This is a genomic window from Mesorhizobium sp. B2-4-6, assembly GCF_006442775.1.
Taxonomy (GTDB): Bacteria; Pseudomonadota; Alphaproteobacteria; order Rhizobiales; family Rhizobiaceae; genus Mesorhizobium.
Map to the genome: position 1 here is coordinate 669012 of NZ_VFVI01000002.1, position 15857 is coordinate 684868.

A 15857-nucleotide genomic window follows, 5' to 3' on the forward strand; every position below is an offset into this window, starting at 1 on the left:
ACAGTCTCCGGCGCGGAGAACCGATGTGACCTGGACGCGGTTGAAAGAGCTTGTCGAGACGCCCTTAAGCGGTTTGACGCAGCCGACCCGTTCGGACTGGATTTTTGCCCTGCGCACGGTTTCGGCCGGACTGATCGCGCTGCTTGTCGCCTACGCGCTGAAGCTCGACCATCCGCAATGGGCGATGATGACGGTGTTCATCGTCGCGCAGCCGGTCGCCGGCATGGTGCTGGCAAAGGGCTTCTACCGGCTGCTTGGCACGCTGGCCGGCGGCCTGGCGGCCGTCGGCATCACATCGCTGTTCGGTGCCAATCCCTGGCTGTTGGTGAGCGTGCTGGCGCTCTGGATCGGCGTCTGCACGCTGGTCTCGTCGCTATTGCGCAACCCGGAAGCCTATGGCGCCGCGCTTGCCGGCTATACCGCGATGATCATCAGCCTGCCGGCCCTCGGACAGCCGCATATTGTCGTCGACCTCGCCATCGCCCGCTGCGCGGAGATCGCGCTCGGCATCGTCTGCGCCGGCGTCACCAGCCGGCTGATCCTGCCGAAGCTCGCGGCCGACGCCATCATTTCCAGGTTGAAGCGCAGCATCCTCGACCTCGCCGAATATGCCGGCGGCGCCTTTTCCAACGGCGATCCGGCAAGCCTCGCCGCACTCCAGCGCAAGCTGATCACCGATGCCCAGACGCTTGCCGAGATGCGCACCTATGCGCGCCTGGAGGCGCCGAGCTTCGCCACCCGCGCCCACCCGGTGCGGCGCACGATCGGTCAGCTTCTGTGGGCGCTTTCGGCGGCGCGCGCGCTGCACAGCCACCGCAGGCCGAAGAACGCGGCGCTCATTCCCATGCGCAGCGAATTGAAGGCCTTCGTCGGAGAACTTTCGGCGACACCCGGCGCGCTCGACGACACCGGCCCCTGGGTGGCGCGGCTCGATGCGATCGCAAGCAAGGCCAGGGAGATGCCCGACCTGCCCAACGATAACGGCTCCAACGACACCGCCGAAGAGAAGGTCGGCACCATTACCCGCCTGACCATTGCCGGCGATTTCGCCGAGGCGCTGAAGCAGGTGATGCGCGGTCTTGACGCGCTCCGCTCGCCCGTCTCCCGGAAATCGAGCGAGCGAGGCCAGCCGGCGCTGGTCGTCCACCGCGACTACCAGGCCGCATGGCGCAACGCGGTGCGCGCGGCGCTCGCGACGTTGCTCGTGGCGGTCTTCTGGCTGACGACCAAATGGTCGGAAGCAGCCGGCACCGTCATCCTCGTCGCCGTCGTCTCCAGCCTGTTCGCGGCACGCCCGGATCCGGTGCAGTCCGCCTGGGGTTTCTTCACCGGAACGCTGATCGCGCTGCCGTTTGCCTTTCTGGTCGGCCAGGTCGCGCTGCCGGCGCTGCCGGGCTTCGGCTGGTTCACGCTCTTCGTGGTGCCGATCCTGGTGCCCGCGGCGCTCGGCATGGCAAATCCCCGCCATGTCGGTGTCGCCACCGCCTTCGCCATCAACTTCCTCGCCTTCCTCAGCCCGCATCAACAGATGATCTACGATCCCGGGCCGTTCTTCGCCGGCTCGGCGTCGATCCTGGTCGGCATCCTGATTGCCATCGGTGTCTTCATCGTCGTGCTGCCCGCCGACCCCTGGGTCACCGTGGAGCGCATCTCGCAGGCGATGCGCGAGGATTTGGCGCGGCTTTGCCTGCATGAGCGCATTCCCCGGCGCTCGGCCTTCGAAAGCCTCGCCTATGACCGGATCAACCAGCTGATGCCACAGGTGCAGCAGACGAGGCGCAAGGGCGACCCCATTCTTGGCGGAAGCATTTCGGCCGTAACCGTCGGGCTGGAAGTGCTGCGGCTGCGCCACGCGCAACTGAACTCCGCCGTCCCGCACGAAACGGTCGAGTCCATCGGCAATTTCTTGCGCGGCCTGGCGGGCGAATTGCTGTTTAGGCGGCCGGGCGAGCCGCAGACCGCGACCGTCGCGGTGGCGAGGCAATATGCGGCCAGCATCGCCCAACGCAGCGATCGGCTCGAAATTCTGCAGATCGCCGCCTCGCTACGCATCATCGCCGCAGCGATGGAAGATTATCCGGATTTCTTTGCGAAGGGTCGCGCCTGAACAATTCGGAGCGTGCGGCGTTTCAGGTCAGACCGGTTCGGGAATGATTCTTGTCAGGCTGGTCGAGACATTTTAGGTTGGACACATGGCGCTCAAACGGATGGACAACATAGGAATCGTCGTCGAGGACCTCGACGAGACGATTGAATTCTTCCGCGAGCTCGGCCTCGAGTTCGAGGGGCGGGCCACTGTCGAGGGAGAGTGGGCCGGACGTGTCACCGGACTGGGCGATCAGCACGTCGAGATTGCCATGATGCGCACCCCGGACGGCCACAGCCGGCTCGAGCTGTCCCGCTTCATCACACCGCCTGTCGTCGCGGATCACCGCAACGCTCCGGTGAACGCCCTGGGCTATCTCCGCGCCATGTTCACCGTGGACGACGTCGACGAGACCCTTGAGAGACTCCGCAAGCGCGGCGCCGAGCTCGTCGGCGAAGTGGTCCAGTACAGGGACGCGTATCGGCTCTGCTACGTCCGCGGGCCTGAAGGGCTTCTCATCGGCCTCGCCCAGGAACTCGGCTGAGACTTGAATATGCCCTAGGCCGCGGCGATGGCCAGCGCGTGCCCGCGCGCATTTTCCCGCAAGGCGTCGAGGTGGATAGACTTCACCAGCCCGGCAAGATCGCCCTCGGCGGATTGGCCGCCGAGTTCCCTCAGCATCAGCCAGCTCACTTCCTGTACGCCGGCGACACGCCGGCCGTTGGCGACCTCGCGCCAGATCTTGAGTGCGCGCAGGATGATGGCATGCGTGGCCGGCGCAAGTCCGGCGCTGCGGAACAGCGCCTGCAGTGCAACGTCGTGCCCGCCGGCTAGAAGCGCTGTCACCCGCTGCTCGGACTGTTGGGCCAAAGCCACCAGAGTCGAGCCGAAGAAGTCCACCTTGCCATGCGCGATGGTGCGGATGATGAAGCTTGCCGTAAGGTCGCCGCGCAGCCTCAGATGCTCGATCAGCGCGGCATGTTCTTCCAGGCGCGTTCCCTCGATCAGCGTCACCGAGGCTTTCACGCAGGCGTCGCGCATCACGCGATCGGCGCGTGCCGCACCCATCATCGCCAGCACCAGGGGTGAACCTTTCAGGGTCTCGCCGAGCTTGACCAGCAGCATGTGCCGGCAATCGGCGGGCAAGCGTCGATCGGCAATCAGCGCCTCGCGCACCAGCGGCAGGTGGCCGTGCCGCTCGGCCATGCGGCGGAAGCTCAGCGAAGCAATCTCGGCGCCGCTGTTGCCGACCAGCGCGGCACAGGCCTCCGGCTCGCCGATCTCGGCGATTGCCGCCGCCAGCGACATCGAGACGACCGGACGGTTGGCGATCAGCTTCTGCGTCGCCTTCTGGCCGCAGGCGACGCGCTCGACCAGATCGGCATCGGTCAGCAGCGGCGAACGCGCCAGAACCAGCGCCGCGACTTCCGGCTGGTCGGCTGCCAACGCACTGATCACCTGCGGCGGCGCGTGGTGGCTCATCGACAGTGCCTCGGCGAGCGCCTGGCGCACCTTGGAGGAAGCGTCGTCCAGAAGCAGCGTGAGCGCCGCCTCGGCGGCGCAGCGATCCTCGAATGGCAGATCGGAATTGATATAGGCACGCGCCAGCGCGCTCGCGGCCGCGGCACGCTCGGAAACCCTTGCCGTATCAATCCATTTTAGAAAGTGCGAAACAACCATACCGACCAGCTACGCCCATGCCGGAATGTTCCCGGCCCCGTTGTCAACGGTAGGCTGGAAATGGTTTACGAACGGTTCACCATGTTTCTTAACCGGCTTGATGGAGGCGCAGCCAACGCCTATCAAGCAGGTGCATTGGAGGAGGTCGAACCATGGCCGGGCTTTATCTGGAAGAGTTTGTCGTCGGCCACGTTTTCCATCACGCGCTGCGCAAGACGGTGACCGAGAGCGACAACATGCTGTTTTCGGTGATGACGCTGAACCCGCAGCCCCTGCACATCGATTTCGACTTCGCCGCAAAGACCGAATGGGGCAAGCCGCTGGTGAATTCGCTGTTCACGCTCGGCCTGATGATCGGTATTTCGGTGAACGACATCACAGTCGGCACCACTGTCGCCAATCTCGGCATGAAGGAGACGGTGTTCCCGCATCCCGTCTTTCACGGCGACACCATCCGGGTCGAGACGACGGTCGTCTCCGTGCGCGAGTCCAAGTCGAAGCCCGACCGCGGCATCGTCGAGTTCGAGCATCGCGCCTACAATCAAAATGCCGTTCTCGTCGCCAAATGCACAAGGCAGGCGATGATGCTGAAGAAGGCGGCCTGATGCGCTCGCTGCTTTTCGTACCCGGCGATTCCGAGCGGAAGCTGGAAAAAGGGTTTGGCGCCGGCGCCGACGTGGTCATTGTCGATCTCGAGGATTCCGTCGCCACCGCGAACAAGGGGGCGGCACGCACGACCGCGGCCGGGTTCATTTCGAGTCAAAGACACCGGACGGGTTCCGCCATCTATGTGCGGGTTAATGACCTGTCGACCGGCCTCGCCGACGCCGATCTCGCGGCACTCGTCGCCGCGAAGCCCCACGGCATCATGCTGCCCAAGTCGAACAGCGGGCAGGATGTCCAGCAGTTGGCGGCGAAGCTCCGGGTGCATGAGGCCGAAAACGGGCTGCCTGACGGCGCCATAAGAATCGTACCGATCATCACCGAGACCGCGGCGGGCGTGCTGGCGGCGGCAAGCTATGCCGGAACGAGCGCGCGGCTCGCCGGGCTGACCTGGGGCGCCGAGGACTTGTCGGCCGCGATCGGCGCGCGCTCGACCCGCGACGAGGACGGCTGTTACACCGACCTGTTTCGCCTGGCGCGCACCATGACCATTCTGGCGGCCGGCGCGGCCGAAGTTGCCGCCATCGACACCGTCTTTCCGGATTTCCGCGACATGGCCGCCTTTGAGAAGGAATGCCGCGAGGCCGAGCGCGACGGCTTCACCGGCAAGATGGCGATCCATCCGGCGCAGGTGCCGGTCATCAACGCCGCCTTCACGCCGTCCGCCGAAGCGGTCGGGCGATCGCAGGCGATCGTCGACGCCTTTGCGGCGGCGGGAAATCCGGGCGTCGTCGGCATCGACGGCAAGATGTACGACCGGCCGCACCTGCGGCTGGCCGAACGGCTGCTGGCGCGCGCCAGGGCAATTCCAGGAAAAGTGTGAGCGGTTTTCCGTCCGGAATTGCGTAAAAACAAGGGGATAGAGCATTTCACCGTTTCACGGAAACGGTGAAATGCTCCAGGGCGGCAGGCAGTTCCGCCTGACCGCTACCAGACCATCGGGATCAGTTTGTAGCGAACGCTCGCGGCGTAATCGTCATAGAGCCCGGCTACGTGCGCGCTGTCATGACAGCGCGCCGCTCCAATCCTTCCGTCGGCGCGGACGCACCGCCTTCGAAGAATCGTGAGCCAGGCCGCGCCCCTTTGCGGCGTCCATAGACGGTTCACCCTGCCCATGGTCCCGTGTAATCGCCGTAGAGCTTTGCCGGATCGGGCCGCGGTCGCTCCGGCGTTGGCCCCTGATGGGAGCCGATATGGACGAAGCCGATGACGCGCTCCTGCGGCGACAGCCCCAGGATCGCCCTGCCCTCGGCCACGTCGGAATACCAGTTGCTGATCATGTTGGTGCCATAGCCCAGCGCGTTGGCCGCGATCATCAGGTTCATGGCGGCCATGCCGCCCGACAGGAACATCTCCCATTGTGGGATCTTCGGGTTCTCCTTCGGCACCGACACGACGCCGATCACCAGCGGCGCGCGCGAGAAGCGCGCCAGTTCCTGGTTGCGTCGGCCTTCCAGCAACGGCCCCTCGCGCTGTTCGGCGAGCGCCGCCAGCTTCTTGCCGACCTCGATGCGCGCCTCGCCGCGATAGAGGATGAAACGCCAGGGCTCGAGCCTGCCATGGTCGGGCACGCGCGAGGCCGCCGCGATCATCGTCGCGATCTCGGCGTCGCTCGGCGCCGGCTCCTTGAGGTCGGGGATCGGCGCGGAATTGCGGGTGAGCAGGAAGTCGATGATCGGCGACACCATGGGCGCAAGTCTCCTAAGCATTCAATAGCATTCAATTTTGAGCTGAAGCACGCCATCGGGAGGTCGGGCGGCTCGGGCGATGGCGTCTTGCGCCGGATAAGAAGCTGCCGCGTCGGGCGACGCGCTTCTAGAGCATGATGCCGAAAAGTGTGAAGCGGTTTTCGGACGACATCATGCTCTACTTCTTTGACTTAGACCCGGATTCAGATTTCAGGTCAATTCGACCTGAAATCATTCGGCTCTAGGTCTTGAAATTGCCACCGCCTTGGGCTTCAACGCAAGCATGTTTGAGGGGACTCTGCGCCTTTTCGTGATCGCACTGGTCGCTGCGTTGTTCGCGGTGCCGGTTTCCTTCGCGCTCGCCCAGAACGCCAATGATGTCGGCGACATCAAACTTCCAGGCATTTCGAGCTATGCGACGCCGAAGAGCCAGGCTCCGCTGGCGCTCGGCAGCGGCGGCGCCATCACGCTGTCGGCACAGTTGACCGACAAGGGCGCCGACATCACCCGCGGCATCGTCTGGCGCGTCTTCAAGCCGGAACCCGCCAGCGACGGCAAGCTGCCGATGGTGGCGTCCGCGCATGGCGGCGCGGCCGTGTTCCAGCTCGATCCCGGCAGTTATCTCGTCCATGCCTCCTACGGACGCGCCGGCGCCACCAAGCGCATCACCGTCGGCAAGGAGGCCAGGCGCGAAAGCCTCGTGCTCGACGCCGGCGGCCTGAAGCTCGACGCGGTGACGTCGGGCGGCGCGCCCATTCCGTCGAAGAAACTGCGCTTCTCGATCTATGAAGGCGAGGCCGCGGCCAATGGCGACCGCGCGCTGATCGCCCCTGAAGTCGCACCCAACACCGTGGTGCGGCTGAACGCCGGCACCTACCATGTCGTCTCCACCTATGGCGCGGTCAACGCGGTGATCCGCTCCGACATCCGTGTCGAGGCCGGCAAGCTGACGGAGGCAACCGTCGAGCACCGAGCCGCCGAAATGACGATGAAGCTGGTGCGCGAGCCCGGCGGCGAAGCCATCGCCGACACATCCTGGTCGCTGCTCAACGAGAGCGGCGATCCGATCAAGGAAGCGGTCGGCGCCTTCGCCTCGATGGTGCTGGCCGAAGGCCAATACACCATCATCGCCAAGAACCGCGACCGCATCTATCAGAAGGATTTCACGGTGGTTGCCGGCCAAAACCAGGAAATCGAGGTTGTGGCCAATGAATCGTCCGCCATCGATCCGGAGGAAGGCGCCGACTGACCGGGTCCGGCTCTCAGTTGAAGTGGTAGTTCAGGCCGATGCGAACGGTCTGCTCGTGGAACTTAGCCGACACTTTGAAATCCAGCGGAGCAGTCGCGGGAGCTGTAAAAGACCGACGCCCGAGATCAACATAGAGGTACTCGGCTTTGACGCTCCAGTTGGGCGTCAGCATCGTCTCGACGCCCGCTCCCAACGCCCAGCCCAACCGGGTGCTGTCGGACGAACTGTTTGCGCAAATATCAACTTCGGAGCAGGGATTCTGCACGGGTATGGCAGGTAAATTGACCGTGCTGAAGCCAATATTGGTCTTGCCGTAGGCCAAACCGCCGGTCGCGTAGACCAGCCATTGCGGATCGACGAGATAGCCGGCGCGGGCGCGCACGGTGCCATACCAGTCAACTTTCTTGCTGACGGTCGTATCTGTCTGATCAAAAAACTGAGGGCTCCTTAGTTGCGTCTCCGAGCCCTTTATCCCCGACGCCTGAATATCCGCCTCTATGCCGACGACCCAGTTGGAAGGCAGCTGCCAGTTATAGCCAACCTGCCCGCCGCCAACGACGCCGCGTGCGGAGGGCGACATCGACGTTGGAAACGCACCGACCTCGTTTAGAGCGTCTACAACCGCCTGAATGTCTTCAATAGGAAAATCAGGCGGTGCGTGTTCAGGCCCAGGTTTCAATAATAAACCCAAGTCGCCCGAATCCCAGCCATAGCCGATATTGGCGCCGATATAGGCGCCACCCCAGGAGGGGGCCGCATCGCCGGCCATTGCGGAGTTGATACCAACTCCTGCGGCACCCAGGACCAGTCCCGTCAGTACAATAGTGTTGGCGATATTCATCGGCTCAGCTCCCCACCCAGCCTTTGATAGCAAATCGCGCAACTTGTGACTGTGGCTATTGAGCCACAGTATAAGTATCTATAAATTACTCAAGCAACAGCTAAATAAGGCCATCAAGGGTGACTATGTCGCCAAGACGGCAGCTTGTCATTCAGGCGGCCTTGCGCGTCCGCCTCGGCAGGAACGGCACACGACCGCGTTGCGCAGCCGGCGTCGCCAGGTCGAAGACCGAGCGGTAGAGACGATCGAGCAGCGCCTTGCGCTCGCGCAGCGGCTCGAGGTCGCGCCAGCTCAGCACATCGCCGATGCGCACCTCGATTGTCCTGCCTGACAGGCGGGCGAACTCGCGGATGAGCAGGGAAAGACGCAGCGTCAACGATGCCTTGCCGATGAACTTGGCCACGCGGTTGTCGCGCTCGGCCATGTTCATCGGACCGCTGACGAGGTGGAACAGACGCCCGTTCTGGCCGGAAAAGTGCATCGGGATGACAGAGGCCTTGGCCTCCTGAACCAGCTTGGCCGGAAACATCTTCCATGGCAGGTCGATGGCGCGGCCGAAGACCTTGGGCGCCGTGGCGACACCGCCAGCGGGGAAGATCACGATGGTGACACCTTCCTTCAACAGCCTCACGGCCTCATGGCGCACCGCCATATTGTTCTTCAGCGCTTCCTTTGTCTCGGAAAAATCGATCGGCAGCGAATAGGGCTCCATCTCGCGGATCCTGAGCAGGTCCTTGTGGATCATGACCCGGAACGGGCGGCCCAACTGCTCGACAAGCGAAAGCACGGCAATGCCGTCGCCGATGCCGAAGGGGTGGTTGGCGACGATGACCAGCGGCGTATCGGGCAGCGCCGCCGGCGGCCACTGCACAGCGTTGCGCACCTTGACATCGATCAGCTCCAGCATGCGGGTGAACACCCGATCACCGGTGGGAACCACCTGGCGGCGCCAGAAGTCGTAGAGCGCCGCAAAGCGGTCGCGACCCGACAGCCCCTCGACCGAATGGATGAACCAGCGCGTCAGCACCGGTTGATGCGGGTTGGCGTAGGAAAGCTCGGGAAATCGTCTTTCCGGCAGTTTCAACTTGAGCATGGCGGCTCGTTACAAGGCTGGCGTGACAGGCATATGAAAATGGCGGTGGAGACGCCACCGCCATTCTAGGAAGTGCTGGTAGGTCAGGCTGCGCGACGCTTGCGGTCAGGCGAGACCGCCTCGTCGGAAAGCTGCTTCACCGCTTCGTCGAGCTTCAGCGATTCCTGGTCGCGGGAGCCCAGCCGGCGGACATTGACGGTTTCCTCTTCCGCCTCGCGCTTGCCGCAGACGAGGATGACCGGGACCTTGGCCAGGGAATGTTCGCGCACCTTGTAGTTGATCTTCTCGTTGCGCAGGTCGGTCTCGGCCAACAGCCCGGCCGCCTTCAGCCGTTCGACGACCTTGATGGCGTATTGGTCCGCATCCGAGGTGATCGTCGCCACCACCACCTGCAGCGGCGCGAACCACAGCGGGAAATGGCCGGAATAGTTCTCGATCAGGATGCCGAGGAACCGCTCCATCGAGCCGCAGACCGCGCGATGCACCATCACCGGCTGCTTCTTCTCCGAGTCCGAGCCGATATAGAAGGCGCCGAAGCGCTCCGGCAGGTTGAAGTCGACCTGCGTGGTGCCGCATTGCCATTCGCGGCCTATGGCGTCCTTCAGCACATACTCGAACTTCGGCCCGTAGAAAGCCCCCTCGCCCGGATTGATCGAGGTCTTGATGCGGTTGCCGGAGCGCGCGCGGATCGTCTCCAGCACATTGCTCATGATCGCCTCGGCATGGTCCCAAGCCTCGTCGGTGCCGACGCGCTTGTCCGGCCGGGTCGACAACTTCACGCTGACCTCGTCGAAGCCGAAATCGGCATAGGTCGACAGGATCAGGTCGTTGATGCGCAGGCATTCGGCCGCGAGCTGCTCCTCGGTGCAGAAGATATGCGCGTCGTCCTGGGTGAAGCCGCGTACGCGCATCAGCCCGTGCAGCGCGCCCGACGGCTCGTAGCGATGCACATTGCCGAACTCCGCAAGCTTGACGGGCAGTTCGCGGTAAGACTTCAACCCGTGCTTGAAGATCTGCACGTGACCGGGACAGTTCATCGGCTTCAGCGCGAAGACGCGGTCGTCGTCGGTGTCGTCGCCGGCGACAGTCACCTTAAACATCGCATCGCGATACCAGCCCCAGTGACCCGACGTCTCCCACAGGCTCTTGTCCAGCACCTGCGGCGCGTTGACCTCCTGATAGCCGTGCTCGTCGAGGCGGCGGCGCATGTAGTTGATCAGGTTCTGCACCATCTTCCAGCCCTTGGCGTGCCAGAAGACGACGCCCGGCCCCTCTTCCTGGAAATGGAACAGGTCCATCTCGCGGCCGAGCTTGCGATGATCGCGCTTCTCCGCCTCTTCCAGCAGCGTCTGGTAGGCCTCGAGCTGCGCCTGGTCGGCAAAGGCGGTGCCGTAGATGCGCGTCAGCATCGGATTGTTCGAGTCACCACGCCAATAGGCGCCTGCCACCTTCATCAGCTTGAAGGCATTGCCGATCTGCCCGGTCGAGGCCATGTGCGGACCGCGGCACAAGTCGAACCAGTCGCCCTGGGCGTAGATCTTGAGGTCCTGGTCTTCCGGAATGGCGTCGATCAGCTCGAGCTTGTAGCGCTCGCCCTTGTCGGCGAAGACCTTTTTCGCTTTCTCGCGCGACCAGACCTCCTTGGTGAAAGGCTTGTTGCGCGCGATGATCTCGCGCATCTTCTTTTCGATCGCCGGGAAATCGTCGGGCGTGAACGGCTCGTTGCGGGCGAAATCGTAGTAGAATCCGTTCTCGATCACCGGCCCGATGGTCACCTGCGTTCCCGGCCACAGCTCCTGCACGGCCTCGGCCAGCACATGGGCCGTGTCGTGGCGGATGAGTTCCAGCGCGCGCGGATCCTCGCGGGTGATGATCTCGACCTTGCCGGACGTGCCGAGCGGATCGGAAAGATCGCGAACGGTGCCGTCGAGACTGTAGGCGACAGCCTTCTTGGCCAGCGACTTGGAGATCGATTCGGCAAGACCCGCGCCGGTCAGCGCCGCGTCATACTCGCGGACGGAACCATCGGGAAATGTCAGGGAAACGGAATTCGGCATCAGGGTTCTCCTATCCAGTCCCGCAAACGAGCGCGGGTGGTGAAATGCATGCCGCCGGATGCGTTGCGGCAAGCAGAGGGTTAGCCGGAGGCGTCCGGCAGCGGCGCGGTTTTAGAGGCAGTGTCGCGCGAGGTAAAGAGCGGCCGTCAGGAAATGTCGGAAGGCCTGCGCCTGCCGCCGCTTTTATGAGGAGGAGGACCGAAAGCGGGGGGTATATCGCGGCCTATCATGGCGGAGCCCTTGCCTGGGTCGAGCCCCGTGTAAAGCCGCTCTCATTCGGGGTGCGGGGCGCGGGTCAACGGGTCCGATAGCGGGAATTCGGGCTCCGGCGGCGTGCCGCCCAGGATGTTCGACAGCTCGCAGGCCGCCTTGAATTGCGAAGCGGCAGCCTGTTGGATCGGCACCCGCCCGCGCACCGACTGGAGGAATGGCATGGTCAGCGCAGCCAAGGCCTGCCCCCGGCCGTCGAGGATCGGGAAACTCACGTCGGTGATACCGGCAATGTTTTCACCCGCGATCAGCTCGTAGTGCCGCGCGGCGATGGCTTCGATGCGCTGCCGCACCCGTCGCAATTCCGCCCGATCGATGCCGTTGGCCGCCAGCGCGTCGAAATTCCACTCGCGTATCGTTGGCGGCTGGAAAGCGAGGATCACCCGGCCCGAGGCGGTATGCTCTGCCGGACTCGATGTGCCGAGCCGCACCCGGAAGCCCAGCGGTGCCGGACTGTCGGCGTAGGCGATGGTGCGAATGAACGCCCCCTCCAGCACCGTCAGCAGGATCGACTGCTGCGTTTCGGCCGCGAGCCGCAAGAGGATCGGGTTGGCCGCCGTGGTGAGCATCTCGATCGGCGGGAAAGCGAGCGCAAGGTCGTAGAGCTTCATCGACAGCCTGAAGGCCTCGTCCTGCGGTCCGCGGCGGATATAGCCCCGGCGCTCCAGCGAGACGACCATACGGTAGACTTCCTGCAGCGAACGGCTGAGCTGCTGCGCGATCTGACTCTGGGTCAGTCCTTCGGATTGCCGGGCAAGCAGCTCGAGCACGTCCAGGCCCTTCTCCAGCGCGGGCGCGAGATAGGCTGCCTGCCCCTCTCTGGGCGTTTTTTCCGCCGGCGCGGCGACGTCGCTTTTTCTTGGCCCACCCATCTGATTCTGGTCCCGCTGGTTCCGGTCGGCAGGAATTTGCTGATCTCGGCGGCAATTGACAAGCGCCCGAAGTTTCTATTACCTATTAAAATATGCTATCATATATGAAATAAAACAGGGGAACTCGAACCATGGATACGCATGCCGTGCGCATACTTCTCCCAGCTCTGCTACTCGCCGGGCTGGCAAATCCGACAGCCGCTCTTGCCGACGGCAAGGCGGCGCTCGCCACGCTGCCGGACAATCTGCGCGGCCTCTATGTCGGGGCTGAACAGAATGTGCAGCCTTCGGCCTTCGACGGCTTCGCGATGCCGGCCAAGCCGTGGAAATGGTGCCATTCTGAATCGTATCAGGGGAATCCCTGGCGAGTGGCGCTGACCAATCACTTCAAGAGCCTCGTCGGCGCTTTTCAGGCCGACGGCAGCGTCAGCAGCTTCGAGCTTTCGGACTCGAACGGTGACACCAGCCAGCAGATCGCCCAGCTCCGTGCCTTCATCGACAAGAAATGCAGCGTCATCACTGTCGTGGCCGGATCGTCTACAGCGCTGAACGACGCCATCGAGGCGGCCTATAAGGCGGGCATTCCGGTGGTCTCGGTGGGCCTCGTCACCACGCCCTACGCGGTCAGCGTCGATTCCAACTACATCAAGTTCGGCTATGACATGGCCAAGGACATCACCACGGCGCTTAACGGCAAGGGCAATGTGCTGAGGGTCGAGGGCATTGCCGGCAGTCCGCTCGTCGCCGAGCAGCGCGTCGGAGCCGACAAGGGGTTCGCGGAATCGCCCGACGTGAAGGTCGTGCGCGACGTCAACGGCAACTGGACCGCGGCGGTGACCAAGACGGTGGTGCTGCAGGCGCTTGCAACCAATCCGGGTCCGATCGACGCGGTGTGGACCTCGGGCAGCGAAGCGCGCGTGGTGGCCGAGGCCTTCGCTCAGGCCGGCAGGCCGGCGCCAGTCATCACCGGCAGCATCTCGGGCGATGCCCTCGGCTACTGGAAAGCGCATCCGGACTTCAAGTTCACGGGCGGTGCGCTGCTGCCATCATGGACGGCGCAGACCGCCGTGCGCGTCGGCGTACGGATGCTGCTGGGCCAGGAGCCCAAGGTGAGCCTGATGGAAATTCCGATCCCCGACGTCAAGGTCGGCGACCTCGGTTCATGGTACCGCTCATGCATGACGGCCGACGCCGTGTCGGTCTTCCCGGTCGCGCCACAGGATCCGATGCCGGAAGACCTGATGAACGGGTATTTCAAGAAGCCGGCGCCGACGCCGGAATTCGACTACGCCAAGACGCCGGATCCCTGCGCCCAATAACTCCCGTCAAGACCTCACAAGGGCCCTCCGAGGAGGGCCCTTCCTCACTTCCAGACATTTTTGGCAGAACCATCATGAAGCTCGTCAGCACGGCCAGCACGGATATCGATTTCGAAAAGGACGGAAAGCAGATCGGCTTCGTCAACCTCCCGCTTTCCGTTCATGAGGATGCCTGGGGCGTCGTGCCGATCCCGCTCACCGTCATCAAGAACGGCAAAGGGCCGACCATCCTGCTGCAGGGTGGCAACCACGGCGACGAGTACGAAGGGCCGATCGCGCTCGGCGAGATGATCCGCGATCTCGATCCGGCCTCGATCTCGGGCCGGCTGATCATCGTGCCGGCGATCAACCTGCCCGCGGTCGTGGCGGGTCGCCGAACCTCGCCGGTCGACGACCTCAATCTCAATCGCGTGTTCCCGGGCGATCACGGCGGCACCATTACCGCCCAGATCGCCGCCTTCATCAGCGATGTCCTATTCCCGATGGCCGACGTCTTCGTCGACCTCCATTCCGGCGGATCGTCATCGGTCAACGTGCCAAGCGCCGCCATCGAGCCGGCCGCCGATCCAGCGCATTTCAAGCGCAACATCGACGCGGTCGTGGCGTTCGGCGCGCCCATGGTCGTGGTCATCTCCAATCGCGGTGATCCACGAACCTCGACGGCCACGGCGGTGCGCGCGGGATTGACGGTGGTCGGCACCGAGCTCGCCGGCGGCGGCGCGGTATCCATCGAAGCGCTGGCGGTCGTCCGGCGAGGCCTGCGCAACCTGCTGGCGCATTTTGGCGTGCTGCCGCCCGGAAAGGATGGGCCGCCTTCCTTGAAGCGGCCTGATATCTATGAGGTCACTCCCGATGCCTATGTGCTCGCCACCGAGACAGGCGTGTTCGAACCCCTGCATCTCAACGGCGTGGAGGTGCATGCCGGCGAGCCGGCCGGGCGCATTCATTTCCTTGCCAATCCCGGTCGCGCCCCCGAAACGCTCCGCTACCGGGCCGACGGCATCGTTTACGTACGTCGCCAGCCGGGCCAGGTCCGGCCCGGCAACGTCTGCATGGTCGTGGCGACGCCTTATCGCGGGCAATTGCCGTGATCGGCCTCGACGATGTGCGGGCGGCCGCCGAACGCATCGCCCCATACATCCGAAGCACGCCGGTCGTGAACGCGACGGTCACTCGGCAGCCATTGGCGGATGCCGAAGTCTGGATGAAGCTCGAGTCGCTGCAGCCGACCGGCTCCTTCAAGGCCAGAGGGGCGACCAACCGGCTGCTGACCACGCCTCGGCAAGCGCTCGCCGCCGGCATCGTGACCGCTTCGGGCGGCAATCATGGCCTTGCGACCGCGCGGGCGGCAACGACCGCCGGAGTGCGGGCGACGGTGTTCGTGCCGGAGACGGCCGAGCAGGCGAAGATCGAAAAGCTCCGTATGTGGGGCGCCGAGGTCCGCGTCGAGGGCGCCATTTGGGATGCCACCAACCGCGCGGCCTTGGCGTTCGCCAAGGAGCGCAGCGCGGCCTATTTCCACCCCTTTGCCGACCCCCAGGTCGTGGCCGGCCAGGGCACGATCGGGCTTGAGCTCATCGAAGCGCTGCCGGAACTCGACGTCGTGCTGGTCGCCATCGGAGGCGGCGGATTGATCTCCGGTATTTCGGTCGCGCTCAAGGCGCTGAAACCTTCGATCCGTATCGTCGGCATCGAGCCCGTCGGTTCGCCGACGCTCAAGGCCTCTCTTGCCGCCGGTCATGTGGTCACCTTGCCGGCCGTCACCACCCGCATCGCCACAATGGCTTGCGGGCGAACGGACGAGCGCATCTTCGGCATCGTGCGCGATCATGTCGACGAGATCGTCCTCGTGAACGACGAGGATATGCAGGCGGCTGCGCGCTGGCTGTGGTTCGAATTCGGCATCGCGGCTGACCTGAGCGGCGCGGCCGGCATCGCAGCCTTGCGCTCGGGCAGGCTTCGTTTGCCGCCGCGCGCAAAGGTCGCGACGCTTATCTGCGGCGCCGGCAGCAATGGCATTGGCGCGGATGGCCAATGAG

Annotated in this window: 14 protein-coding genes; 8 read left to right on the plus strand and 6 right to left on the minus strand. The window is 64.2% G+C overall.

The features are described from left to right. The first annotated feature begins 25 nt into the window (after positions 1–25). Positions 26–2107 carry an FUSC family protein gene (locus FJ957_RS09195; protein WP_140830611.1) on the plus strand — a complete coding sequence of 694 codons (2082 nt, stop codon included), beginning with the start codon at positions 26–28 and terminating at the stop codon, positions 2105–2107. Between the two features lie 85 nt (positions 2108–2192). After that, entirely contained in the window at positions 2193–2630 is a 438-nt protein-coding gene (locus FJ957_RS09200) for a VOC family protein (protein ID WP_140830612.1), read from the plus strand. Positions 2631–2644: 14 nt separating this feature from the next. On the opposite strand, the gene FJ957_RS09205 is transcribed toward FJ957_RS09200, so the two are convergent. Further along, the gene (locus FJ957_RS09205; protein WP_140830614.1) at positions 2645–3766 is read right to left on the minus strand and encodes a DUF2336 domain-containing protein; all 1122 of its coding nucleotides are present in this window, start codon (positions 3764–3766) and stop codon (positions 2645–2647) included. A gap of 152 nt (positions 3767–3918) precedes the next feature. Between FJ957_RS09205 and FJ957_RS09210 the strand changes: the two genes are divergently transcribed. Continuing rightward, positions 3919–4371 (plus strand): MaoC family dehydratase, encoded by a 453-nt coding sequence (locus FJ957_RS09210; RefSeq protein WP_140830616.1) that lies wholly within the window; start codon positions 3919–3921, stop codon positions 4369–4371. Beyond that, positions 4371–5252 carry a CoA ester lyase gene (locus FJ957_RS09215; RefSeq protein ID WP_140830618.1) on the plus strand — a complete coding sequence of 294 codons (882 nt, stop codon included), beginning with the start codon at positions 4371–4373 and terminating at the stop codon, positions 5250–5252. The genes FJ957_RS09210 and FJ957_RS09215 overlap by 1 nt, the downstream gene beginning before the upstream one ends. Before the next feature lie 280 nt (positions 5253–5532). Here FJ957_RS09215 and FJ957_RS09220 read toward each other — a convergent pair whose 3' ends face one another. Continuing rightward, the gene (locus FJ957_RS09220) at positions 5533–6117 is read right to left on the minus strand and encodes a nitroreductase (RefSeq protein ID WP_140830620.1); all 585 of its coding nucleotides are present in this window, start codon (positions 6115–6117) and stop codon (positions 5533–5535) included. Between the two features lie 283 nt (positions 6118–6400). On the opposite strand from FJ957_RS09220, the gene FJ957_RS09225 reads away from it, so the two are divergent. Then, the gene (locus FJ957_RS09225) at positions 6401–7366 is read left to right on the plus strand and encodes a hypothetical protein (RefSeq protein WP_140830623.1); all 966 of its coding nucleotides are present in this window, start codon (positions 6401–6403) and stop codon (positions 7364–7366) included. Between the two features lie 13 nt (positions 7367–7379). Here the strand turns inward: FJ957_RS09225 and FJ957_RS09230 are convergent, their stop codons facing one another. The 4 genes from FJ957_RS09230 to FJ957_RS09245 all read right to left on the minus strand — a co-directional run bounded on the left by FJ957_RS09230 (position 7380) and on the right by FJ957_RS09245 (position 12499). Continuing rightward, positions 7380–8207, minus strand: a complete 828-nt coding sequence (locus tag FJ957_RS09230) for an outer membrane protein (protein ID WP_140830626.1) — start codon at positions 8205–8207, stop codon at positions 7380–7382. 151 nt (positions 8208–8358) lie between these two features. Next, the gene (locus FJ957_RS09235; protein WP_140830628.1) at positions 8359–9300 is read right to left on the minus strand and encodes a GNAT family N-acetyltransferase; all 942 of its coding nucleotides are present in this window, start codon (positions 9298–9300) and stop codon (positions 8359–8361) included. An 83-nt stretch (positions 9301–9383) separates the two neighbouring features. Further along, positions 9384–11357: a threonine--tRNA ligase gene (gene thrS, locus FJ957_RS09240; protein WP_140830630.1), complete on the minus strand. Its 1974-nt coding sequence runs from the start codon at positions 11355–11357 to the stop codon at positions 9384–9386. 272 nt (positions 11358–11629) lie between these two features. Beyond that, on the minus strand, positions 11630–12499 hold the full coding sequence (locus FJ957_RS09245; protein ID WP_140830632.1) for an IclR family transcriptional regulator: 870 nt from the start codon (positions 12497–12499) through the stop codon (positions 11630–11632). Positions 12500–12630: 131 nt separating this feature from the next. Between FJ957_RS09245 and FJ957_RS09250 the strand changes: the two genes are divergently transcribed. The 3 genes from FJ957_RS09250 (at position 12631) to FJ957_RS09260 (ending at position 15856) form a co-directional block, all read left to right on the plus strand. After that, entirely contained in the window at positions 12631–13818 is a 1188-nt protein-coding gene (locus FJ957_RS09250) for a substrate-binding domain-containing protein (RefSeq protein WP_140830634.1), read from the plus strand. A 74-nt stretch (positions 13819–13892) separates the two neighbouring features. Continuing rightward, on the plus strand, positions 13893–14909 hold the full coding sequence (locus FJ957_RS09255) for a succinylglutamate desuccinylase/aspartoacylase family protein (protein WP_140830636.1): 1017 nt from the start codon (positions 13893–13895) through the stop codon (positions 14907–14909). Continuing rightward, positions 14906–15856 carry a threonine/serine dehydratase gene (locus FJ957_RS09260; protein WP_140830637.1) on the plus strand — a complete coding sequence of 317 codons (951 nt, stop codon included), beginning with the start codon at positions 14906–14908 and terminating at the stop codon, positions 15854–15856. The genes FJ957_RS09255 and FJ957_RS09260 overlap by 4 nt, the downstream gene beginning before the upstream one ends. Position 15857: the final 1 nt, after the last annotated feature.